Raw genomic sequence first — 22,175 nt, 5'->3', positions numbered from 1 at the left:
CCGTGCGACCCACCCCGGCCGAGACCATCGCCGGAATCCGCCGGATCCTGCGCGATGTCGTCGAACCCGAGGTCGGCTCGGAGTACGCGCGCCAGCGGCTGCGCGAGGTGCGCGCCGTGCTCGCGCAGATCGACTGGGACGACGCCGCGCTGCGGCTGCGCCGTCGGGACCAGGCGCTGCGCGGCCTGCTGGCCGACGCGCGCACCTGGATCGAGGCCGACCCTGCCCGGCGGCGGGCGTTTGCGGATCTGCTGCCCCAGCTGGCCGGGCCCGGCGAGCCGGTTCCCGAGGAGCTCGCGGCACTGAACGCCGTCCACGCCCGGCATGCGGCCGTGCTGACCGAGGTCGCCGGGCGGCTGGCGACCTGGCTCCGCGCCCATCCCGAGGACGCCGGCGGACGCGAACTGCGGCTGCGCATGATGCGGCACTTGGCCGTCTGACCCCACGGTCGCCGTCATCGGCACCGTCCCGGTGAACGCCGGGACGGCGTCCCGTCATCACCTCATTTTTGTCTAGTCATATTTATTTCATGAATCAAAAAATCGGAGGCTGACATGCTGCACCGAACGCCCCGCGCCGATCGCCCGGCCCGGACGGAGGCGGCCTGATGGGCGGCCCCCTGCAGGGCGTGCGGGTCGTGGAGATCGCCAGCGCCGCCCCGGCGCCGTTCGCCTGCATGCTGTTGGGGGACCTCGGCGCCGAGGTGCTGCGCGTCGGCCGGGCCTCCCGGCGCCGTCCCGACGAGCGGCGACGGGTCGACCCGCTGGCCCGGGGCCGCCGGACGGTCGAAGTCGATCTGAAGTCCGCGCAGGGGGTCCAGGTGGTCCGCAGGCTCGCCGCCCAGGCCGACGTGCTGGTGGAGGGCTTTCGGCCCGGGGTCGCCGAACGGCTGGGCATCGGCCCGCAGGACTGCCATGCCGTCAACCCCAGGCTGATCTACGGCCGGATGACCGGCTGGGGGCAGACCGGCCCCCTGGCCGACCGGGCCGGGCACGACATCAACTACATCTCGGTGGCGGGGGCGCTCGAACCCATTGGGCGCAAAGGCCGGCGGCCGGTGCCCCCGCTGAACCTGGTCGGCGACTTCGGCGGCGGGGGAATGCTGCTGGCCTTCGGTATCGTCGCCGCTCTCTATGAGCGCGACCGGTCCGGCACCGGGCAGGTGGTGGACGCCGCGATGGTGGACGGCGCGGCTCTGCTGACCGCCTTCCTGCACGGAGTGATGGCCTCCGGCGAGTGGTCCGCCGAGCGCGGCACCAACCTGCTCGACGGCGGCGCGCCGTTCTATGACACCTACGAGACCGCCGACGGCCGCCATGTGAGCGTCGGCGCCCTGGAACGCCGGTTCTACGCCCAGTTGCTGGACGGGCTGGGCCTGGACCCCGCCGACCTGCCCCCGCAGTACGACCGGTCCCGCTGGCCGGAGCTGCGCGCCCGGCTGGCCGAGGCCTTCCGGAGCCGCACCAGGGACGAGTGGGAGAAGGCCTTCGCCGGCACCGACGCCTGCGTGACCCCCGTGCTGACGCCCGAGGAGGCCACCCGGCACCCCCACGCGGTCGCCCGCCAGGGCTTCGTGGAGGTCGACGGCGTCCTCCAGCCGGCACCCGCACCGCGTTTTCCCGCACGCCCGCCGCGCCCCCGTCGGCCCGCCCTGACGACGGCGCCGAGGAGGCGCTGCGCTCCTGGGGCTTTTCGGCCGGCGAGATCTCCGGTCTGAGGGCAAGCGGCGCCCTCGCCTGAGGCCGTCCTGTCGGGCGAGCGGATCGGGCTATGGACGACCCAAAAAGTCTAAATTACAATATTTTATCCTTCGACAAATAACGTCGAGGCATGAGCGCCGTGACCGGCTGGCGGGGGGCCGCGGAGACCCCCGGCTCCGGGCGTGCGGCAGAGAGGATGCAGATCAGTGGCAACTGCGCTGGTGACCGGTGCGGGGCGCGGCATAGGCCGGGCGATTGCACGCAGGCTGGCGGCCGACGGCTTCGCGGTCGTCGCGCTCGACGTCGATGCCGCCTCCGCCGAGAAGACGGCGGGCGAGATCGGCGGGCGGGCCGTCACATGCGACGTCACCGACCCGGCGGCGGTCGGTGACCTGGCCGCCTCGCTGGAGGAGCTCCAGGTCCTGGTCAACAACGCCGGCATCTTCCCCTTCGCGAGGCTGGCCGACATCGCCCCCGAGGAGTTCCGCCGGGTGATGGATGTGAACGTGCTCGGGCCGCTGCTGCTCATCCAGCGGCTGCTGCCGCTGCTGTCGGCCTCGGGCGGGTCGGTGGTCAACATCGCCTCCATGGCGGCGAAGGCGGCGACCCCTGGGACGGGCGCCTACTCGCCGTCCAAGGCCGCCCTGGTGTCGCTCACCCAGCTGTGCGCACTGGAGTTCGCGCACTCGGGCGTCCGGTTCAACGCCGTCGCCCCCGGCGGCGTGCGTACCGAGGGGACGGCCCAGGTGTCGGCCGATCCCGAGCGCGAGGCGCGGTTCAACTCCCTGGTGCCCCTGGGCCGCCGCGCGGTCCCCGAGGACATCGCCGATGTGGTGTCCTTCTTCGCCTCCGAGGACTCGCGCTACATCACCGGGCAGGTCCTCTACGTCGACGGCGGGCTCACCGCGGCGACCATCCCGTTCCTGCAGGCCGCCCAGCGGACGACCTGACGGGGAAGCCCCTGCCGGTTAGACCGGCTGCGGCACCGGCGACAGGACCGAGCGCGTCACCGCCCCATCGATACCGGCCCGCCGGGCCCGGAACGCCCGCGGCCGGCACCGGGCGCCGGCCGCGGGAATGGAGGATCACAGATGCTCAGCCCCTACGACGAACTGCCCGTCCACCAGACGCCGTATCCGCTGTCGTTCGTCAGCAACACCGACCCCGGTTTCGACGACGGGTACTTCTTCGGCGCCTTCTCGGCCGAGGAACGCTGCTTTTGCTTCCAGGGCCTGCGGATCAACCCCAACACCGACATCATCGGCGGTTACGTGGGGGTCATGCGGGACGGCGTGCAGCGGACCGTGCGTTTCAGCCGGACCTGGCGGGAACTGTGCGACACCGCGGTCGGGCCCTACCGGCTGGAGGTCCTCCAGCCCTACCGCCACATCCGCCTTACGCTCGAGGACAATCCGTCCGGCCTGCGCATGGACCTGCACTGGCTGGGGTCCGCTCCCCCCTACGAGGAGGCGCACCACCTGGCCACCGACCGTGGACGGCCGGTGACCGACCAGACCCGCTACTCCCAGCCCGGTACGGTCCGCGGCTGGATCGAGATCGACGGGCGGCGCATCGAAGTCGACCCCGCGCACTGGTACGGCAGCCGCGACCACTCCTGGGGGCTCTACCACCAGCGTCCGCCGCTCGCCCCCGACCCCAGGTGGCTGCCGCCGCGCGATCCGGGCGGGGTTCCCCGGGCGCTGCGTCTGTGGACGCTGTTCGGCGCGGGAGAGCTGTCGGGCTTCTACGCCATCCATGAGTCGCCCGAAGGCGAGCAGGTCCCGATGAACGACACCTTCGGCACCCCCTTCGAAGGCAGGCTGCACCTGGGCTGGGACGCCGCGCCGATCGAGCTGGTCGGCGGCTCCCACCAGCTGGAACTGGTGCCCGGCACCAGGCTGCTGAAGTCCGGCACCATCACGCTGACCGCCGCCGACGGGGGACGGTGGACCCAGCGCCTGGAGCCGGCCGGGCCGCCGTGGGTGACCGCCACCATCGGCTACCAGGCGGGCAGCTGGCGCGACGGGGGCTCGATGCGCACCTACCACGGCCCGGGCGTCAACCTGGAGTGGGACGAGTTCGACTTCTCCCGGCAGCCGTTCGACCACACGATGTACGACGGCACCGTGCACCAGGGCCTGCACGGCAAGGAGTACCTCTCGCGTGTGGTCACCACCGCACCGGACGGGCGGCAGTGGGTCGGCGCCGGCCACACCGAGCTGTTCCTGGACGGCCCCTTCAAGCCGCTGGGGCTGCGATGAGCGGCCGCCTGGACGATGCCGGATTCGTCGGCCGCTGGTTCCGCCACCGGGCCGCCCGCCTCGGCCCCGGGGTCGTGGACGTGCGGGTCCATGCCGTGCGACGGCTCTCGCGCGGTGTGTCCCGGCAGACGTGGTCGGTGAGCACCGAGGTGCGCGAGGAGACCGGCCGCTGGAGCGGACGGGAGTTCATCGTCCGGCGCGACCATGCCGACGGCGGCATCGTGCCGACGCCGCTGCGCACCGAGTACGAGACCTACCGGCGGTTGAACGGCTCGCCGGTGCCCACCGCCACGGCGCTGTGGTTCGAGGACGACCCGCGCTGGGAACCCGACGGACGGCCCGCCTACGTGCGCACGAAGGTCGAGGGGGACTGGCGGCTGCCGTTCATCGCCGACGAGTCCCCCGAGCAGGACCGGGCGCGCATCGCGGCCTCCAAGGAGCACCTCGACAAGCTCGCGCTGGTGCACACCCTGGACTGGGAGGGGCTCGGCTTCGGGGAGCTGTTCCCCGTCCCGTCCTCGCCGGCCGACTGCGCCGAGAACCTGATCCGCGCCGCCCTGGCACGGCTGGCGGACTTCCAGTTCGAGCCGAACCCGGTGCTCGCCGAGACCATCTCGTGGCTGCGGGCGCGCGCCCCCCGGGACTGCCCGCGCATCACCTTGTGCAAGGGCAACAACGGCCACGGCGAGGAGGTCTGGTCCGGCGGCCGGATCGTCGCCATGAGCGACTGGGAGCTTGCCGCCCTCGGCGACCCCGCCTACGACTTCGCACAGGTGCAGGAGATGATCCCGGAGATCCACCGGGACGGGCGCCGGATCTGGGGTCTGCCCGAGGCGTTGGCCTACTACCGCGAGCGCACCGGCATCGAGGTCACCGTCGAACGCGTGGAGTTCTACCGGATGTTCTACGGGGTGCTGCAGTTCCTGTACTCCCATCACGCCGCGGCGCTGGCGCGGCGGCGCGATCCGGTCGCCCTGCGCTTCATGTGGACCGCCACCGAGGTCTCCTTCCGCAGCCAGCTGCGGCTCGCCCGGGTGTTCGGCGTCGACCTGATGAAGGAGGCGATCGCGTGATCCACCCCGGTGTGCAGCAGATCCTGGCGTCGGTGATCGATGCGGTCGAACGGGAGATCGCCCCCGCCGTCGAGGACGAGTACGCGGCCAGTCTGTGCCGGACGGTCGCGCAGATGCTGCGGGCGGTGCGGGTCAGGGTCGACGCCGAACCCCGCGCCCTGGCCGAGGACAACGCCGAGCTGCGCGGGCTGCTGGCCGGTTGGGGCGATGACCTGCCCCGCCACGTGCGCCACCAGGTGGCCGAGGCGGTGGCGCGGGAACCGGAGCCGCGCTATCCCGCCCTGCCGGAGCTGCAGGAGGACGCGCTGCGGCTGCGGGCCGCGCTGGTGTCGGTGATCGATGCGGTGCCGCAGGAGGACCATCCGGTCCGCGTGGCGGCCCGCCGCTACCTGCGCCGCCAGCTGGAGCGCGAGCAGGCCTGGCAGCAGGACGCCTTCACCGGGCCCCGGCGGTGAGGCGGCCCACCCGGCCGGGCCGCTCTCGGTCGTAGTCCAGACAGTCAACAGATAGACCTTTGCTTGCGCTGGCAGTCCGGGGCCGCGCGTCTGCGTGCCCCTCTCACCGACGAAAGGTGCCGACATGGAGGAGTCCCTGGAACAGGCCGTTGAACGGCTGGTCGCCATCGAGGAGATCCGGCAGTTGAAGGCCAGGTATTTCCGGGCGGTGGACATGAAACTGTGGGACGTGTTCGCCGATCTCTTCACCGAGGACCTGCAGATCGACTTCGCCGAGTCGACCAGCAAGCCGATGACGCGCGATGAGTTCGTCCGGTCCGCCGCCCGGCATTTCGAGGGCGCCGTCTCGGTGCACCACGGCCACATCCCGGAGATCGAGATCATCGACGACACCCGCGCACGGGCCATCTGGCCGATGTTCGACCTGGTGGAGACGCCTGAGGAGAGCGATTACGTGTCGCATACCGGATATGGGCACTACACCGAGGAATACCGCAAGGAAAACGGCCGCTGGAAGATCTCCAGGACCCGGCTGACCCGTATCAAGCGGGTCGTCATCGACCCGAAGTGAAAGTCATTTAAGAGAAAGCGCAGGCGTCGCCCGGACTGCGGGCCCCAGACCGTCCGGCCTTTGGCGGTCCCTTGATCTCCGTGTGTTCGCGGGCAGGTGTCCTGTCCGGCCGCCGTCGGCCCGCCCGGCCCATGCCGAGCGGGCCGACGGGCCCTCCGCTGGCCGCTGCACCCCGTCTTCCTCCGCCGGGACGCGCTGCTGAACCACCCTCCAAAGGTCTATTGATCGATAGTAGATCGCCAATGTAAGGTACATCACACACCGAGGAGGATGATCATGGTTGACATCTCGCGTCCCTGGGTCGTGGACAGCCCGCTCAGCACCCGTTACCCCGTCTACACCCGCGCCAACGTCGGGGAGGTCACGCCCAACGTGGCCACGCCCCTGTTCTGGAGCATGGTCGGTGGCCTGCCGGCGGAGCGCGAGTGGAAGAAGGCGCTGGTGGAGTTCGGCGCCTTCGACGAGGAGGAGTTCCGGTCCGACGTGATCGATATCCAGGGGATGGTCCACGGCTACGTGTACCTCAACCTGTCCAACCTCCGCGTCTTCGGTGTCCGGATGCCGGGCGGCAGCCCCGAGCTGATGGACCGCACCTACCTGGGCGACAACCACGACGCGCCGCCCTACGTGCCGCACCCCGACGACGACGCCCCCCACTTCACCGAGCGCATCCTGCGCAGCGTGCAGCAGGTCCTGTCCACCGAGTCCCGCCCCGACATCGAGGAGGACGCCCGTACCGCGGCACGGCTGCGCGCCGAACGCCCCGACTTCGCGACGTTGTCGAACGCGGACCTGGTGGCCCGGCAGCGCGCCATCATGGCGGGCCCCTATGCCGGGATACTGCGCAGGCACCTGAAGATGATCTATGAATCCTCCGTGGTCACCGGCGCCCTCGAGGATGCGCTGGCACCCCTGGGCGACCCCACGCTGGTGGTGCGCCTGCTCGGCGGCCTGGGCAACATCGCCTCGGCCGCGCCGACGCAGGCGATGTGGCGGCTGGGGCGCATGGTCGCGGCCTCGCCGGAGCTGACGGCCGCCTTCGACGCCGGTGTGGACGGGCTGCTGGAGCGGATCCGCTCCGGCTCGGCGCCGGCCTGCGCCGAGTTCCTGACCGCCTTCGAGGAGTTCATCTACGAGTTCGGCTCGCGCTCGACCGTGGAGTGGGAGGCGGCCCCGGCGACGTGGGAGACGCACCCGGAGATCCCGCTGGGCCTGATCGACCGGCTGCGGCTGCAGCCGGCCGACCGGGAGCCGGAGCAGCAGTCCCGGCGGCTGCGCGCCGAGCGTGAGCGGCTGACCGAGCAGGTGCGCCAGAAGCTGGCGGCCGACCCCGAGCAGCTGGGCCGTTTCGACGCCGTCATGCGCTCGGTCATCGTCTTCATGCAGGCGCGCGAGCTCAGCAAGAGCAACACTGTCCGGGTGCTGCACGAGGCCCGGCTGCCCATGGTGGAGCTGGGCCGCCGCTACGTGGCCGCCGGGCACTTCGACCGCATCGAGGACATCACCATGGTCCGCGAGGACGAGCTGGACGCCCTGGTGGCCGACCCCGCCTCGTTCCGGCAGACCATCGCCGAGCGGTGGGAGTGGTACCACGCGCTGTCGGAGCTGGAGCCGCCGTTCATCATCGACGGCCAGATCCCGCCCGTCACCACCTGGCCCAAGAAGAAGGACCCGGCGGTGGCGGTCGCCCGGCCCGGGGACGTCCTCACCGGGCTGGCGGCCTGCCCGGGGATGGCCACCGGACCGGCCCGGATCATCAACGACCCGGCCGAGGCCACCGACCTGGAGCCGGGCGAGATCCTCGTCGCGCCCATGACGGACCCGGGCTGGACCCCGCTGTTCTCCTCGGCGAGCGCCGTGGTGGTCAACATCGGGTCGACGCTGAGCCACGCCGCGATCGTCAGCCGTGAGCTGGGCATCCCGTGCGTCCTGGGGGTGCGGCACGCCACCAAGCGCATCAAGAACGGCACCATGCTGACCGTCGACGGGACCACCGGAACGGTCACCGTGCACTGAACCTTTCCCAACCTGCCCTTCCGCAGGGGGTGTCGCAGTCGGGAGCGGCGGCGTGACCTGGGGCGGCACGAGGCCGCCCGCCGTCGGGGCTCCCGTCCGAGGTTCCCGGAAACCACAGGTTGAGAAGGTTCACCGAGCCCTTGCCCGCCCGGCCCCGCTGGCCGGGCGGTGCACATGACACCGGGGTCGGGATCTCGATTCCCCGCCGAGATCCCGACCCCGGTGTTTGTCGCCTCGAAACCCTTCAGCCGGCCCGCTCCGCCGGATACTCGGGGAGCGGTGTCTGCCAGGGCATGAGCGAGCGGCACGACAGCCCGCCGTCGACGGGCAGGACGGCTCCGGTCACGTACCGGGCCTGGGGGGAGGCCAGATACAGCGCGGCGTACGCGACGTCCTCGGGACGGCCGGGAGCCGGCGGTGCCGCCCGCCGGTCCTGCGCATCGCGCCGCAGATCCGTCGGCGTCAGCCCGCCGACCATGGCGTCCTTGCCGCCGCCGTGGTCGGTCTGGATGCTCCCGACGCGGATGGCGTTGCAGCGCACGCCCAGGTGGGCGTACCCCCAGGCGACCGAACGGGTGAAGGACTCCAGGCCGCCCTTGCCCGCCGAGTAGGCGTCGAACCCGGGCATGGCCAGGTGCGCCGCGATGGAGGAGATGTTGACGATGGCCCCGCCGCCGGCGGCGACCATCGGCTCCAGCGCGGTCCGGGTGAGCAGGAACGCGCTGGTGAGCGTGGTCCGCAGCACCCGGTCCCAGTTGCCGGGCTCGATCCGCCCGGCCGGGCCGTCGACATCGCGGCTGTGCAGCAGGTCGGTCGGCCCGGCGTTGTTGACCAGCACCGACAGGCCGCCATACCGCGACACCACATGCTCGACGAGCGCGGTGACGTCCTCTTCGACGGTGACGTCGGCCCGGAAGAATCCGGCCTCGCCGACGTCGGCGAGCTGCTCGGCGGCGGCCTCGCCGCGCTCGGCGTCCCGCCCGCACAGCACCACCGCGGCGCCCGCCGCGCACATCGCCCGGCAGATCGCCAGGCCGATGCCCTTCGAGCCGCCGGTGACCAGCGCGACCTGCCCGTCGAGCCGGAACGGTGCGGGGACGGCCGCCGTCATCGCGCGCCTCCGGAAGGGGCCGTCGGTGCGGCGGGCAGGTCGGCCCTGGTCACAAGTGCGTTCGGCACGATCAACTCCCTCGGTCGTGGGTGGGGCGGAGGTGGAGCCGGCGGGTCCCGGCCGCCGGGCCGCCGTCCGGGCGTCGGGTACGGCCGCGGCGGCGAGGCGATCACGCCGTCCGCCGCCATGGCCGGGACGAACCGGCGCAGGGACCTTCTCGGCACCGGCGCGAAGACCGCGGGGGCTGTGCACGGCGGACGGATACGGCTCCCTATTTATCTAGTGCTCGATTGTCGATAGACATGGTGTCTAGGTCAAGGATCGGGCGCAGAGGGCCGGAACGTTGCCGCTGCGACCGGGGAGGCGACCGGCTGCCGCCGGTCGAGAAGGCGAGTCGATCTGAAAGCTAATCTTGATTGATCTAATATATATCTATAGATTTGATTGCCGTTCGATTGCTTTTGAGGCGGGCGGCTCGCCATGGTGATCCGCCCGCCCGGGTCCCGATCGCGGTGTTCCGACCAAGGCCCGCGGTCCGCCCGGCGCGGACCGTCGCACGGCGCCGGCCGCAGGCCGACCGGATGAGGGCGTGACGTGGTCGAGAACGGCTTTACGGCGGCCCGCGCCGGGAGGGTGGGCGAGGCGATCGTCGCCCGGCACGGGTGGCCCTGGGCGCTGTGGCGGCGGGCGGTCTGACCACCCATAAACTCTATTGCACGATTATCTAGTGATAGAGTATTATCTCGGTCCGGAAGAGCCCATGGGTGGCCGTGTGCGGCCCACGGGCGCTGAAGGGGGTTGCGATGCCACTGGATCCCACGGCGGTCGGCGCCGAAAGCGGGCCACGCCGTACGGTATGGCAGGCCGACGACTGCATGCTGTACGCACTGGCGGTGGGCGCCGGTGCCGACGAACTGGCGTTCACCACGGAGAACACCGCCGGCGTGCCGCAGCAGGTGCTGCCCACCTACCCGGTCGTGCTCAGCACCGACCCGGCGATCTTCAAGAAGTTCGGCACCTTCGACTGGGCGAAACTGGTGCACGCCGAGCAGGGGGTGCAGGTGCTGCGGCCGATCCCGCCCGAGGGAGCCGTGCTGACCACCACCCGGATCGCCGACATGTTCGACAAGGGCAAGGCCGCGCTGGTGGTGACCGAGTCCGAGTCGGTCGACGAGGACAGCGGCGAGGTCCTCTTCCGCACCCGCTCGGCCCTGTTCATCGGGGGCGCGGGCGGCTGGGGAGGCGACCGCGGGCCCAGCCCGTCCTGGCAGACCCCCGACCGGGAGCCCGACCACGTGGTCACCTACCGGACCCGGCCCGAGCAGGCGTTGCTGTACCGGCTGTGCGGCGACCACAACCCGCTGCACTCCGACCCGGCGTTCGCCCGGCGGGCCGGTTTCGAGCGGCCGATCCTGCACGGGCTGTGCACCTACGGGTTCACCGGCCGCGCGCTGCTGCACACCGTGGCCGAAGGGGACGTGGCCAGGCTGCGCGGCATGGACGCCCGCTTTGCGGCCCCTGTCCTGCCCGGCGACACGCTGCACATCGACATCTGGCGGACCGCCGAGGACCAGGCGCTGTTCCGCACCCGCAAGGACGATGGCACGGTGGTGCTCACCAACGGCCGGTGCACCCTGGCCGGCTCCTGAGACCGGCACGACGACCGCAGGTGGTCCCGCCCGGAACCCGTGGCCGGGCGGGGGGCTCCGGGCGGATGACCTCACATCCGGTGTGACTGATCGACGAGGTGATGGGCGATGACCTTCGCGGCCGAGTTGGCCGGGCGACGTCCCGGACAGATCGCGTTGCGCGATGCCGAGCGGGAGCTGACCTGGCAGGAGGTCGACCGGCTGCTGGTACGCATCGTCAACGGCATCCTGGGCGCCGAACTCGGCCCCTCCCGCCGGGTCGCGGTGTTCGCCGAGAACTCCGCCGAGACGCTGCTGTGCTACGTCGCCGTGACGCTCGCCGGCTGCTCGGCCGTACCGGTCAACTTCCATCTGACCGCCGAAGAGGCGGCCTACATCCTGCGCGACTCGGAGACCAGCCTGGTGCTCGCCGACGCCGCCACCGCCGAACGCGCGGTCGAGGCGGCCCGGCAGGCCGGCGTGCCGCTGGTCGTGGCGCGCGGCGCGGCCGTCCAGGGAGCCGAGCCGTGGCAGCAGTGGCTGGCGGCGGCCGGCGACCGGAAGCCGCCCGTGGACTTCGAGCCCCTGCCGTCGCTGGTGTACACCTCCGGCACCACCGGCCGCCCCAAGGGCACGCCATTGCCGCCCACCTCGTTCGTCGGCGGCGCCGACATCGCCGAGCACGTCGAACGGCTGGGCACCAACCGCTGGCTGGAGTACGGGCCGCACCTGATCGTCGGCCCGATGTACCACAGCGGCCCGCTGGTCGGCACCCGGCTGTTCATCGGCGGGGCCCCGGTGACCGTGCTCGGCAGGTTCGACGCCGAGACCGTCCTGGCGGCGATCGACCGCCACCGCATCGGCAGCGCCGTCATGGTGCCCACGCACTTCATCCGCATGCTGGCCCTGCCCGCCGAGGTCAAGGAGCGCTACGACCTGTCGTCCCTGCGTTATGTGCTCCAGGTCGGCTCCAAGTGCCCCGCGGACGTCAAACGGGCCATGATCGACTGGTGGGGCGAGGTCATCTGGGAGAGCTACGGCGCCAGCGAGGTCGGCACCACCTGCCTCATCAGCGCCAAGGAGTGGCTGGCCCACCCCGGGTCGGTCGGCAGGCCCATCCCGCCGTTCGAGGGGCTGGTGGTCGACGAGCACGGCAGGCCGCTCCCGCCCGGCACCGAGGGACGCCTGTACTTCCGCGACACCACCGGCCGGGGCATCCGCTACCACAACGCGCCCGACAAGCAGCGCAGCGTCCACCTCGAACCCGGCGTCTTCACGCTGGGGGAGATCGGCTACATCGACGACGACGGGTACGTCTACATCACCGACCGGTTCTCCGACATGATCGTCTCGGGCGGGGTCAACATCTATCCGGCCGAGTCGGAGCTGGTGCTGGCCAACCATCCGCAGATTGCCGAGGCCGCCTGCGTCGGCGTGCCGAACCCCGAGATGGGCGAGGAGCTGAAGGCCGTCGTGGTGCCCCGCGATCCGGCCGCCCCGCCGGACCCCGCCGAGGTGCTCGCCTACTGCCGGGACCGGCTGGCGCACTACAAGTGCCCGCGCTCGGTGGAGTTCGCCGACGCCCTGCCCCGCAGCGCCATGGGCAAGCTCGACAAGCGCCGCATCAGGCAGTGGGTCCTGCAGGCCGAGGGCGGCCCCTCCTGACCGAGCGGACCGACCGGCGGTGAAGTGCGGGCCAGGCCCCCGAACTGACGGAGGAGGATCGGTGTACCCCGGACAGTACGCCATCTCCAAGCCCGACCACCCGGCCATGATCATGGCGGGCGGCGGGGAGCGCATCACCTACGCCGAGCTCGACCGGCGTTCCATCCGGCTCGCCCGGGTGCTGGACCACCACGGGCTCGCCCCCGACGCCACCGTCGCCGTGGTGTGCGAGAACCGGCTGGAATGGGCCGAGATGATTTGGGCGGTCGCCCGCTCGGGTCGCTGCTGCGCGCCGGTCAACCGGCACCTGGGGCCGGCGGAGATGGTACAGCTGCTGCGCGCCGCCGACGCCGACGCCCTGCTGATCAGCGGGGTCGGTCGGCAGACGCTGCGCGAGGTCGTCGGCCACGTCCCCGGCCTGCGGCTCACCCTCCTCATCGAGGACGGGGCGGACCCGGGCGGCGACCTGCCGGACGGCTGCCACGACTACCACGCCTCGCTCGCCGCCATGCCGGACGACCCGCTGCCCCGCGAGCGCCTGGGCGGGCGGATGATGTTCAGCTCGGGGACGACGGGGACGCCCAAGGGCATCCGCCACCCCGGGAGCGACATCCACCCCGCCGACGCCCCGCCGCATCTGGGCGGCTACACCGAGTTGTTCGGGTTCGACGGCGATACCGTCTATCTCTCGCCCGCGCCGACCTACCACACCGCGCCGTTCCGTTTCGTGTTCGCGATCACCCAGCTGGGCGGCACCGTCGTCAGCATGGGCCGGTTCGATCCGGTGCGGACGCTGGAGGCGATCGAGCGGTACCGGGTGACCCACGCCCAGTTCGTGCCGACGATGCTGCAGCGCATGCTGCGCCTCCCCGAGGAGGTCAGGCGGCGGTTCGACCTGTCGAGCCTGAAGGTGGCCATCACCGGCGCCGCGCCCTGCCCACCGGAGCTCAAGCTGCGCATCATGGACTGGTGGGGGCCGGTGCTGCACGAGCTGTACGGCGCCTCGGAGAGCTACGGCAACTGCCACATCGGGCCGCAGGAGATGCTGCGCCGGCCCGCCTCGGTCGGCCGGGCCCTGCGGGGCACGATCCACATCACCGACGAAGACGGCCGTGAACTGCCGCCCGGCCGGCCGGGAACGGTGTGGTTCGAGGGCACCGCGCCGTTCGAGTACCAGGGCGACCCGGCCAAGACACGCGACTCCGGGAACCCGCGGGGGTGGCGCACGGTCGGCGACGTCGGCTACCTCGACGAAGAGGGCTACCTGTACCTGACCGGCCGGCGCGACCACCTGATCATCTCCGGCGGGGTCAACATCCACCCGCAGGAGGCGGAGGACGTCCTGGCGGTGCATCCCAAGGTCGAGGACGTGGCGGTGATCGGGGTGCCCGACGAGGAGTACGGCCAGTCGGTGAAGGCGGTCGTGGTCGCCGCCCGCGACGCCGCCGCGGGCCCGGAACTGGCCGCCGAGCTGATCGCCTACTGCCGGGACCGGCTGGCGCACTACAAGTGCCCGCGGTCGGTCGATTTCACCGACGCACTGCCGCGCGGAGACAACGGAAAGCTCTACAAGAACCGGCTGAAGGAACGCTATGCCGCACCGCCCGCGGGCGGCGGCACCGCCGCCGGTTGATGGTGACCAGCCGGTTGACAGTGACCAGTTGACAGCGACCAAGGGAATGCCGATGCCCGACCTGCTCGTCGACCGCTCCGACGGCGTGGTGACCGTGACCCTCAACCGGCCGGCGCGCAAGAACGGCGTCACCTGGCCGCTGATCGAGGAACTGAACCGGGAACTGGAGGAGATCGCGCGCCGTCCCGAGGACCGGGTGGTGGTGCTGACCGGCGCCGGCGGCTCCTTCTGCTCGGGCATGGACCTGGCCGAGTCGGTGGGGCGGGAGGAGTTCATCTTCATGCGCCGCGTCGGCCGGGTGGTCACGCTGCTGCACGAGATGCCCAAGCCGACGCTGGCCAAGGTGGCCGGTGCCGCGGTCGGGTTCGGCTGCAACCTCGCGCTGGCCTGCGATCTGGTCGTCGCCGGGGAGAGCGCGGTGCTCGGGGAGATCTTCGCCGACCGCGGCCTGACCCTCGACGGGGGCGGATCCTGGTCGCTGCCCCGCCTGGTGGGGCTGGCCAAGGCCAAGGAACTGGTGTTCTTCGCCCGCCGCCTCTCCGGCACCGAGGCCGCGCGGATCGGCCTGGTCAACCGGGTGCTGCCGGACGAGGAACTGGACGAGGGCGTGCGGGAGTGGGCCCGCCGACTGGCCGACGGCCCGACGGTCGCGCTGTCGATGATGAAGAAATCGCTCAACGCCTCTTTCGAGGCCTCCTTCGCCCAGGCCGTCGAGGCCGAGGCCACCGCCCAGGCGCTCAGCTTCCGCGCTCCCGAGGCCAGGGAGGGCATGCGGGCCTTCATGGAACGCCGCCCGCCGCGCTTCCGCCCCGCCGAGTCCTAGCGTCCGGCCGCCGACCGCATGGGAACGGGCCGCTCACCGCAGCCGGTGAGCGGCCCGTTCCGCATCGCCGCCCCGGGGCCCCTGGCGCCGACACGACATCGACGGCAGAATTAACTCTATAACTAGAGTGTCTAGTGATAGAGTAATCTCTGTGAGATATGGGTCACATGTCATAGTTTGGGGCCGGCAGTGATTCTGACCTTGATGCGCCATGGCGAACCCCTCCGTGTCGGTCCCGGGGCCGATGCCCGGGATCCGGCCCTGAGCCCGCGCGGTCTGCGGCAGGTCGCCGCCGCGGCCGGGCAGGTGATCGCCGACGGCTTCGACGTCCTGTACGCCTCGCCGCTGCGGCGCGCCCTGCAGAGCGCGGGCGTCATCGCCGAACGGACCGGTGCCGAGATCCATGTGGAGGAAGGGCTGGCCGAGTTCGACCACAAGGTGGAGTACCTGCACTACGAGGACGGAGCCGACATCTGGGCCCGCTACCGCGCCGGCGACCTCACCCCGTGGGGCACCACCTTGCAGGAGTTCCAAGACCGGGTCCTGGACGCGGTGGAACGGCTCGCCGACGCCCACCCGGGTCGGCACGTCCTGGCGGTCTGTCACGGCGGCGTCATCAACGTGGTGGCCAACCACGTCATGGGGGTCACCGACCGGGTCCAGCTGTTCCCTCCGGTATACGCCTCCACCAGCCGGTTCGAGCGCGATGACCAGGGGACCTGGCATGTGCGGAGCCTCAACGAGACGACCCTGCCCGCAGAACTGCTGGTCGTGCCCGCCTGACGGGGTGCCGCGTCTCGGGACGCGGCCGCCGCGGTGCCCGGACGGGGTGGATCCACAAAAGTCAACCTTGCGATAGTTTATTACTAGAGTTAGTGTGGCACGCGACAACCCCGGGGCCGGCCGTCACGGCGACTCGCCCGGCGCGACCCACCCCGCGTCCACCGGAACATCGGGAGAGCTCCGTGGAACTTGCGCTGCTCCGGCACGCGGAACCCCGCCGTGGCACCGATGAGGCCGAGCGCCGCGATCCCGGTCTCAGCGCCACCGGGCGCGAGCAGGCCGAGCGGCTCGCCGGGCATCTGGCGAACGAGCGCTGGCACGCCCTGTACTCCTCGCCACAGCGCCGCGCGCTGGAGACCGCCGAACTCCTCGCCGCCCGGCTCGGGCTGCCGGTGCGGCTCGAAGACGGCCTGGCGGAATTCGACCGCGGGGCGGTGTACCTGCACTTCGAGGACGTTCTGGCGGCCAAAGACGAGCGCTTGGCCGCGTTCATGCGCGAGGACTTCTCCGCCTACGGCACCGACGCGGCCACCATCCGGCGCACCGCCAAGACCACGCTCGACGCGATCGTGGCCGCCCACCCCGGGCAGCGCGTCGCCGTCGTCACCCACGGCACCGTCATCAACGCCTACGTCGGCTCGCTGCTGGGCATCGAACGGCTCGTCTTCCACCACCCCGCCTACACCGGCATCACCCGGCTGAAGATCAGCCGGAAGGGCGTGGCCAACCTGTACTCCCTCAACGAGGGCACTCACCTGCGCACACCGCAGCCACCCATTGCATCGGCTCAGGAGGCGTGAACACATGTCCGCAACCGACTTCGAGGTCATCGTCATCGGCTCCGGCGCGGCGGGACTGTCCGCGGCGCTGTCGGCCGTCGAACAGGGCTGCCGGGAGGTGCTGGTCGTCGAGTCAGAAGGGGTGGTCGGCGGGTCCTCCCGGCTGGCGGGCGGTGTGATCATGGGGAGCGGGAGCAGGCTGCAACGCGCCGCCGGCATCGACGACCCGCCGGGTGCCATGTTCCGCGAGTACATGGCCCTGAACGCCTGGGACGTGGCGGTCGGGCCGGTCGAGCGGTGGGCCGCGCGGTCGGGGGAGACCATCGACTGGCTGGTCGAGCACGGCGTGAAGTTCTTCGACCGCCTCATCTACAGCGGGGAGGAGCGCGTGCCGCGCGGCCACTGCGTCGACGGCGGCGGCCAGGCGCTCATCAACGCCCTGCACTCCTCGTGCCGCCGCCAGGGCGTTCAGGTGGCGCTCGGCCGCCGGGTCGAGCGCCTGCTGATCGAGGACGGGACGGTGCGGGGCGTGGTCTCCGGCGGGGAGTCGCTGACCGCGGCGGCGGTGGTGGTGGCCACCGGCGGCTTCGGCGCCAACCCCCAGCTGCTGGCCGAGCACTACCCGTCGGCCTGGATCCCCGGCTGGACCTGGTACATCGGGGCCGACGGCGCCCGCGGCGACGCCCTGAAGTTCGCCGCGGAGGTCGGCGCGCAGACCACCGGCAAGGACCGGGGCCTGCGCACCCTCGACCCGGGGCTGGCCAAGCTGAACGAGGCGTTCCTGCCGGGCTGGACGGTCCTGCTGGACGCCGACGGCCGCAGGTTCTGCGACGAGACCGCGCCCTACGGACTGCTGGACACGCTGGTGCGCGCCCGCGGTGACAGGGCCTACGTGGTGTTCGACGACGCCGCCCTGCGGCCCCCCGCCGACAAGGCCGAAAAGTACCGCGACGCCTACAAGCAGGTCTGGCCCAACCACGCGCCGTTCAAGCCGAAGAACTACACCGCGGACATGATCGACGAGGCCGTCAAGAACGGGAAGGTGCACGCCGCCGACGACATCGCCGCCCTGGCCGAGAAGCTGGGGCTGCCGGCCGAGCACCTGTGCGGCGAGATCGACCGCTACAACTCCCTGGTCGAGGCGGGCGTCGACAGCGACTTCGGCAAGGCCGGCAAGTTCCTGGTGCCGATCTCCACACCGCCGTTCTACGCGGTCGACGTGCGCCCGGTCACCGTCAACCACACCGGCTACGGGCTGCGCATCGACGAGTACGGCCGCGTGATCGGCCGGAACGGCCGGGTGATCGAGGGCCTGTACGCCGCCGGGGAGTGCACCGGCGGGATCGCCGGGGTGACCTACATGGGCAGCGGCAGCTCGCTGGCCAGCGCCTGCGGATTCGGCCGGATCGCCGGCGAGGACGCCGGCCGCCGCGCCCGCAAGGCGGCCTGACCCGCCCTCGCCATCCACGAGGAGGAGACTTGACTTCGGACTTGGAACGACGCATGCGGCTGGTGTGGGACCGGCAGGAGATCGAGCGGGTCCTCTACACCTACTGCCGCGCCATCGACCGGCTGGACGTGGAACTGCTGCGTTCGGTCTACCACCCCGACGCCATCGACGCCCACGGCAGCTTCGAGGGCAACGCCCACGAGTTCGCCGAGTTCATCGTCGACCGGATCCGCCGGCAGACCACCTGCGGTTTCCACACCGTCACCAACCCGCTCATCGAGGTCGACGGCGACCGTGCGATCTGCGAGTCCAGCTATGTGGGGTACCACCGGGTCCCGGGCGGCTGGGAGGCGGTCTCGGCGTTCTTCGGCGACGCGTACGCGACCAAGGCCAGGCAGGAGGGCACGCTCGACCAGGAGCACGAGTACCTGTGCGGCGGCCGTTACCTGGACCGGTTCGAACGGCGTGCAGGCGTGTGGCGGATCTGGCGGCGGCAGATCACCAACGAGTGGAACCAGTGCCGGCCCTCGACCCACCTGCTGGACGGCGGCCGCAAGCACTACGATCTGCCCGGCGCCCGGGACCGCACGGACCCGGTCTATGACCTGAAGCTCGACTGGAGCCTGACCGCTTCCTAGGGAGGAGATGAAAATGGACCAGACCCTGGAAGCGCCCGTCGGGCTCGCGCCCGATGCGCTGGCGCGGATGTACCACCTGATGCTGGTCACCACGCTGGCCGACAAGAAGTCCGCCGCCGAGGCCAAGGCCGGGCGGCTGCAGGCGGCCTTCTACCCGGTGCGCGGGATGGAGGCGGTCTGCGCCGCGCTGGGCGAGGTGCTGCGTCCCGAGGACCGCCTGATCTCCACATACCGCAACCTCGGCGACGCGCTCGCCAAGAGGGTGCCGCTGCGCTCGATCATGGCCGAGCTGTATGGACGGACGGAGGGCACCTCCAAGGGCAAGGGTGGCCCGATGCATCTGCAGGACCAGTCCGTCGGGTTCACCGCGACCACGGGCATCGTGGGCGCGGGGTTGCCGATAGCCGTGGGGCTGGCGATGGCCGCCCAGATGGACGGCGGCGGGTCGGCCACCGTCGTCACCTTCGGCGACGGCGCCACCTCGATCGGCGCCTACCACGAGGCGATGAACTTCGCGGCCCTGTGGCGGCTGCCGGTGGTCTTCGTGTGTCAGAACAACCAGTGGGGCGAGCACACCAAGATCACCGACTATGCGCCCTCCCCCGAGCTGGCCCAGCGGGCAGCGGCGTACACGATTCCCACCGAACGGGTCGACGGCTTCGACCCGATGGCCTGCCTGCGGGCGCTTCAGACGGCCATGGAACGTGTCAGGCGCGATGAGGGCCCGACGTTCCTGGAGTTCGTCCACTACCGGCTGACCGGGCACACCGGCACCGCCGACTACAGCTACGTTCCCAAGCACGAACTGGAGGCCGCGCTCGAGCGCGACCCCGCGCCGACCTTCCGGCGGTGGCTGATCGACAACTCGCTGCTGCCCGAGGAACGCATCGCCGAGATCGAAAAGCAGGCCGAGGAGTACGTCGAAGACGCCTTCGCCTATGCCCGCTCGTGCGCATTCCCCCCGCCCGAAGCCCTGTACACCGACGTCTTCGCCGACGACTCCTGGGTCAGGAGCCTGAGTGATGAGTGAGATGAGCGCCGTGCCGCCCGAGACGTCCGAAATGACGATGGCCGCCGCCATCAACTCCGGCTTCCATCTGGCGATGGAGGCCGACGACAAGATCGTGGTGCTCGGCGAGGACATCGAGGACCCGATCGGCGGCCCCTTCAAGACCAGCAAGGGGCTGTCCACCAAGTTCGGCACCCGGCGGGTCAGGTCGACCCCCATCGCCGAGGGCGCCATCGCGGGCACAGCGGTGGGGCTGGCCCTGGGCGGCTACCGCCCGGTGGCCGAGATCATGTTCTTCGACTTCATCACGCTGGCACTGGACCAGGTCGTCAACCACGCCGCGAAGTTCCGCTACATGACCGGCGGGGCCACGCCGACGCCGATCACGGTGACCACGGTCATCGGCAGCAGCCACTTCGGGGCGCAGCACGCCCAGTCCCTGGAGGCCTGGATCATGCACACGCCCGGGATCAACGTGGTCATGCCCGCGACCCCCCATGACGCCAAGGGCCTGCTGATGACGTGTCTGCGCTCGCCCGACCCCTGCCTGTTCATCCAGCACTCCGGCCTGCTCTACAGCAGGAAGGAGCAGGTCCCGGTCGGTCCCTACGCCATCCCCTTCGGCCAGGCGAACATCGTCCGTCCCGGGCGGGACGTGACGCTGGTGACCTACGGCACCCAGGTCGCCACCTGCCTGGAGGCGGCCGGCGCGCTGGCCGAGCAGGGGGTCGAGGCCGAGGTCATCGACCTGCGCACGCTCGTCCCGCTGGACTTTCCGACGGTGCTGGCGTCGGTGGAGCGCACCCGCCGCGCCGTGGTGGTGCACGAGGCCACCCAGTTCTGCGGCCCCGGGGCGGAGATCAGCTCGCGCATCCACGAGGAGCTGTTCAATGAACTGCTGGCACCGGTCGTGCGGGTGGGCGGCGCCTACACCCCGGTTCCCTTCTCCAAGGCTCTGTCGGCTTACCCGACCGCCGAGAAGGTCGTGCGGAAGGTCCGGGAGCTGATGTAGCCGGTGCACCGCGCCGCGGTGGGGCGAGCAGCACGGCCCGCCCGTTACCTTTTTCGTGTCCCCGGCAAGCGGGGATCTTGGTCGCCAGGCCGGGCATGACTGATTGCCCCTGTCGTTGATGATCCGGGGGGTGTTGTCACCCGGTCTGGTGGCGTCGATGGACCGCTGATAGGGACCCGGCCGCCCCTCGGGGCAGGTCTCTTCGTAACGTGGCTGCCGGCAGTCGCCGCCCGACCGCGACCAAGTCCATACGGCACGATAGGACGTCGATGAGCAGCGAATACGCGGTGTTCCTCGGGTTGGACGTCGGCAAGGGCGAGCATCATGCCTGCGCTTTGGACGCGGCGGGCAGGCGGCTGCACGACAAGCCTCTGCCCAACGACGAGGCCCGGCTGCGGGCCCTGTTCGAGCGGCTCGCCCAGCACGGCCCGGTGCTGATGGTGGTCGACCAGCCCGCCTCGATCGGAGCGTTGCCGGTCGCGGTCGCCCGCGCGTCCGGCTGCCAGGTCGCCTACCTGCCCGGACTGACCATGCGGCGGCTGGCCGACCTGCACCCCGGCCAAGCCAAGACCGACGCCCGCGACGCGTTCGTCATCGCCGACGCCGCCCGCACCCTGCCGCACACCCTGCGCAGAGTCGACGCCGGCGACGAGGCCCTGGCCGAGCTGGAGGTGCTGGTCGGCTTCGACGACGACCTGGCCGCCGAGGCCACTCGCGTCCGCAACCGCATCCGCGGCCTGCTCACCCAGATCCACCCGGCCCTGGAGCGGGTGCTGGGCCCCAAGGCCGACCATCCGGCCGTGCTGGAGCCGCCGGCGCGGTTCGGCGGACCGCAAGGCCTGCGTCAGGCGGGCCGCCCAGAGGCTGCTCACCCTGGCCCGCAAACTCGCCCCGCGCATGGGCGAACAGCTCGTGGACGACATCCAGTCCGCGCTGGACGCCCAGACCGTCACCGTCCCGGGCAGCACCGCCGCCGAGGCTGTCCTGCCGCGCCTGGCCGATTCCCTGCGCACTGTCCTGGACCAGCGCAAACAGATCGCCAGCGAAGTGGAGAGGATGCTTGATGCGCACCCTCTTGCCCAGGTCCTGACCTCGATGCCCGGGTTCGGGGTCAGGACCGCCGCCCGCGTCCTGCTGGAAGTCGGCGACGGCAGCTCGTTCCCGACCTCCGGGCACCTGGCCGCCTACGCCGGGCTCGCGCCGGTCAGCCGGATCTCCGGCGCCTCCATCCGCGGGGAACGGCCCCCTAAGGGCGGCAACAAGCACCTTGAACGCGCCATGTTCCTGGCCGCGTTCGCCTCGCTGTCCGACCCGGTCTCGCGAACGTATTACCAGCGGAAACGCGACCAAGGAAAGCGTCACAACGCCGCCCTCATCTGCCTGGCCCGCCGCCGCTGCGACGTCCTGTTCGCCATGCTCCGCGACGGCACCACCTACCAGCCCACAACCGACCAGACAGCGCCGAACGCTGCTTGACAAGATCCATAGGGACACCCCCCAAAACCACGGCGACGCCGGTCCGGAAGGCTCTTTCCGGACCGGCGTCGCCGCAGGGTGGGACGACCCCT

At 71.2% G+C, this 22,175-nt stretch carries 19 protein-coding genes and 1 pseudogene; 19 read left to right on the top strand and 1 reads right to left on the bottom strand.

Features of this window, described 5'->3' with window-relative positions:
- Nucleotides 1–2 precede the first annotated feature (2 nt).
- The 8 genes from QSK22_RS30420 (at nucleotide 3) to QSK22_RS30385 (ending at nucleotide 8,076) form a co-directional block, all read left to right on the top strand.
- Nucleotides 3–440 (top strand): hypothetical protein, encoded by a 438-nt coding sequence (locus QSK22_RS30420; protein WP_285497903.1) that lies wholly within the window; start codon nucleotides 3–5, stop codon nucleotides 438–440.
- A gap of 167 nt (nucleotides 441–607) precedes the next feature.
- Entirely contained in the window at nucleotides 608–1,717 is a 1,110-nt protein-coding gene (locus QSK22_RS30415) for a CaiB/BaiF CoA transferase family protein (protein ID WP_285497902.1), read from the top strand.
- A 189-nt stretch (nucleotides 1,718–1,906) separates the two neighbouring features.
- A complete protein-coding gene (locus tag QSK22_RS30410; RefSeq protein ID WP_285497900.1) occupies nucleotides 1,907–2,650 on the top strand; it encodes an SDR family NAD(P)-dependent oxidoreductase in 744 nt (247 codons plus the stop codon).
- Nucleotides 2,651–2,791: 141 nt separating this feature from the next.
- Nucleotides 2,792–3,961 (top strand): Rv3169 family protein, encoded by a 1,170-nt coding sequence (locus QSK22_RS30405; protein ID WP_285497899.1) that lies wholly within the window; start codon nucleotides 2,792–2,794, stop codon nucleotides 3,959–3,961.
- Nucleotides 3,958–5,034, top strand: a complete 1,077-nt coding sequence (locus QSK22_RS30400; protein WP_285497898.1) for a phosphotransferase family protein — start codon at nucleotides 3,958–3,960, stop codon at nucleotides 5,032–5,034. The genes QSK22_RS30405 and QSK22_RS30400 overlap by 4 nt, the downstream gene beginning before the upstream one ends.
- Nucleotides 5,031–5,489 carry a hypothetical protein gene (locus QSK22_RS30395; RefSeq protein ID WP_285497897.1) on the top strand — a complete coding sequence of 153 codons (459 nt, stop codon included), beginning with the start codon at nucleotides 5,031–5,033 and terminating at the stop codon, nucleotides 5,487–5,489. The genes QSK22_RS30400 and QSK22_RS30395 overlap by 4 nt, the downstream gene beginning before the upstream one ends.
- Before the next feature lie 124 nt (nucleotides 5,490–5,613).
- Nucleotides 5,614–6,060, top strand: a complete 447-nt coding sequence (locus QSK22_RS30390; RefSeq protein WP_285497896.1) for a nuclear transport factor 2 family protein — start codon at nucleotides 5,614–5,616, stop codon at nucleotides 6,058–6,060.
- A 276-nt stretch (nucleotides 6,061–6,336) separates the two neighbouring features.
- Nucleotides 6,337–8,076 carry a PEP-utilizing enzyme gene (locus QSK22_RS30385; protein ID WP_285497895.1) on the top strand — a complete coding sequence of 580 codons (1,740 nt, stop codon included), beginning with the start codon at nucleotides 6,337–6,339 and terminating at the stop codon, nucleotides 8,074–8,076.
- Nucleotides 8,077–8,320: 244 nt separating this feature from the next.
- On the opposite strand, the gene QSK22_RS30380 is transcribed toward QSK22_RS30385, so the two are convergent.
- Nucleotides 8,321–9,187 carry an SDR family NAD(P)-dependent oxidoreductase gene (locus QSK22_RS30380; protein ID WP_285497894.1) on the bottom strand — a complete coding sequence of 289 codons (867 nt, stop codon included), beginning with the start codon at nucleotides 9,185–9,187 and terminating at the stop codon, nucleotides 8,321–8,323.
- A gap of 803 nt (nucleotides 9,188–9,990) precedes the next feature.
- On the opposite strand from QSK22_RS30380, the gene QSK22_RS30375 reads away from it, so the two are divergent.
- From QSK22_RS30375 to QSK22_RS30325, 11 genes and pseudogenes are all read left to right on the top strand, one after another.
- Nucleotides 9,991–10,836: a MaoC family dehydratase gene (locus QSK22_RS30375; RefSeq protein WP_285497893.1), complete on the top strand. Its 846-nt coding sequence runs from the start codon at nucleotides 9,991–9,993 to the stop codon at nucleotides 10,834–10,836.
- Nucleotides 10,837–10,944: 108 nt separating this feature from the next.
- Entirely contained in the window at nucleotides 10,945–12,480 is a 1,536-nt protein-coding gene (locus tag QSK22_RS30370; RefSeq protein ID WP_285497892.1) for an AMP-binding protein, read from the top strand.
- A 61-nt stretch (nucleotides 12,481–12,541) separates the two neighbouring features.
- Complete coding sequence (locus tag QSK22_RS30365) at nucleotides 12,542–14,113, top strand: AMP-binding protein (protein ID WP_285497891.1); 1,572 nt, start codon at nucleotides 12,542–12,544, stop codon at nucleotides 14,111–14,113.
- A gap of 28 nt (nucleotides 14,114–14,141) precedes the next feature.
- Nucleotides 14,142–14,936 (top strand): enoyl-CoA hydratase/isomerase family protein, encoded by a 795-nt coding sequence (locus QSK22_RS30360; RefSeq protein ID WP_285497890.1) that lies wholly within the window; start codon nucleotides 14,142–14,144, stop codon nucleotides 14,934–14,936.
- A 204-nt stretch (nucleotides 14,937–15,140) separates the two neighbouring features.
- Nucleotides 15,141–15,719 (top strand): histidine phosphatase family protein, encoded by a 579-nt coding sequence (locus tag QSK22_RS30355; RefSeq protein WP_285497889.1) that lies wholly within the window; start codon nucleotides 15,141–15,143, stop codon nucleotides 15,717–15,719.
- Between the two features lie 182 nt (nucleotides 15,720–15,901).
- Nucleotides 15,902–16,519, top strand: coding sequence for a histidine phosphatase family protein (locus QSK22_RS30350; protein ID WP_285497888.1), 618 nt, complete (start codon nucleotides 15,902–15,904; stop codon nucleotides 16,517–16,519).
- Between the two features lie 4 nt (nucleotides 16,520–16,523).
- The gene (locus tag QSK22_RS30345; protein ID WP_285497887.1) at nucleotides 16,524–17,948 is read left to right on the top strand and encodes an FAD-dependent oxidoreductase; all 1,425 of its coding nucleotides are present in this window, start codon (nucleotides 16,524–16,526) and stop codon (nucleotides 17,946–17,948) included.
- 29 nt (nucleotides 17,949–17,977) lie between these two features.
- Nucleotides 17,978–18,586: a nuclear transport factor 2 family protein gene (locus QSK22_RS30340; protein ID WP_285497886.1), complete on the top strand. Its 609-nt coding sequence runs from the start codon at nucleotides 17,978–17,980 to the stop codon at nucleotides 18,584–18,586.
- A gap of 13 nt (nucleotides 18,587–18,599) precedes the next feature.
- Nucleotides 18,600–19,616, top strand: coding sequence for a thiamine pyrophosphate-dependent dehydrogenase E1 component subunit alpha (locus tag QSK22_RS30335; protein WP_285497885.1), 1,017 nt, complete (start codon nucleotides 18,600–18,602; stop codon nucleotides 19,614–19,616).
- Nucleotides 19,609–20,607: an alpha-ketoacid dehydrogenase subunit beta gene (locus QSK22_RS30330; RefSeq protein ID WP_285497884.1), complete on the top strand. Its 999-nt coding sequence runs from the start codon at nucleotides 19,609–19,611 to the stop codon at nucleotides 20,605–20,607. Before QSK22_RS30335 ends, QSK22_RS30330 begins: the two co-directional genes overlap by 8 nt.
- Nucleotides 20,608–20,876: 269 nt before the next feature.
- Nucleotides 20,877–22,083, top strand: a pseudogene (locus QSK22_RS30325) (IS110 family RNA-guided transposase).
- Nucleotides 22,084–22,175 lie beyond the last annotated feature (92 nt).

This window comes from Actinomadura sp. NBRC 104425, from assembly GCF_030269545.1.
Classification (GTDB): Bacteria; Actinomycetota; Actinomycetes; order Streptosporangiales; family Streptosporangiaceae; genus Spirillospora; species Spirillospora keratinilytica.
This window is presented reverse-complemented; position numbering and strand designations above follow the sequence as displayed.